The organism is Vibrio sp. 10N.239.312.C11, assembly GCF_041466065.1.
Classification (GTDB): Bacteria; Pseudomonadota; Gammaproteobacteria; order Enterobacterales; family Vibrionaceae; genus Vibrio; species Vibrio tasmaniensis_A.
Window position 1 is genome coordinate 1 of sequence record NZ_JBFSRZ010000143.1, and the last position, 1,030, is coordinate 1,030.

2 protein-coding genes are annotated in these 1,030 nt (G+C 38.7%); both read left to right on the top strand.

Annotation, left to right across the window (positions count from 1 at the left end; translation table 11 throughout):
* The first annotated feature begins 115 nt into the window (after positions 1-115).
* Positions 116-337 (top strand): GyrI-like domain-containing protein, encoded by a 222-nt coding sequence (locus AB6D07_RS23005; RefSeq protein ID WP_081324597.1) that lies wholly within the window; start codon positions 116-118, stop codon positions 335-337.
* Between the two features lie 454 nt (positions 338-791).
* Positions 792-1,030 (top strand): hypothetical protein (locus AB6D07_RS23010; protein ID WP_372140768.1); only part of this gene is annotated, 239 nt, incomplete at its 3' end.

Consider the following 1,030-nt stretch of genomic DNA (forward strand, 5'->3'; position numbering starts at 1 on the left):
GGCTTATCATTCGCAAAACGGTCTTGAATCTAAACTTTCAGACAAATTAGCAATAATGGAAAATCATGGAGTCTCGCAGTGTAGGACACTACCTATGTCGAAATAGGATGGATGTATCGATCGCAAGACAATTTTGGGTGGCAAATATGCCAAGGCCTTGCACAAAGGTACTTACGAGAAACTCTCTGAAGCATACCGTTATTTACTCTTGAAATGGCTACCAGACAGTGGGTTTGAACTGCGAGACCAACCATGCTTTGAGGTGTACCTGAATCGAGACCCAAGACGAACTAAACCTGAGAATTTGAAAACCGAAATCTATATTCCGATCAAGTAACTGAGAGAGCTTCCCTTGAGTCAGTCAATCACGGCTGGCTCATTTTTGCCCCTAAATCATTCAGATCTAATACTCGACACATTTTTAGGGGCGTGTATTTCCACTACCAAATCTAATCCGATGAAAGAAGAAGCCTTGATTCATTTCGATGTTGATGACTTAAATGAACCAAGAGCCATCACTTTTAACTGCGTAATGTCTCAAGCAAACGCAGATACTATCGAAATTTTTAACGTCAGATGTCGCTGAAATAGGATGATCCAGCCCGAAAGTGATCGCTTACTCAAAGACTATACAGAGCGTATTAAAGTACTAGAAACTAAGAAGTATAATAAAACCCGCGATTCTGCGGGTTTCTTCACGTCGTCACTGGTGACATGTTGGCAGTAGCTATTGAAAAAATTGATATTTATTATAAAGTGTGTTGCATTATTGGCTAACGTACAGAAATCACATGGCTTCAATCACTGGTACAGGACTGGGAGACAAAGTTCTTCTAGAATTTATAAAAAAAACGATACCTTATACAGCCAGCGCTTTTCAGGGAGCAAAGGAAAAGTATGACCATTTTTGCAGTAATAAGTTCCTACCTTATTTATCTCATGAATATAAAAGATTAAATATATCTACATCAATTCTCAACAGAAACGAAGGATTCAAAATAGACCAACTATACGTTCCTCTGACTATATG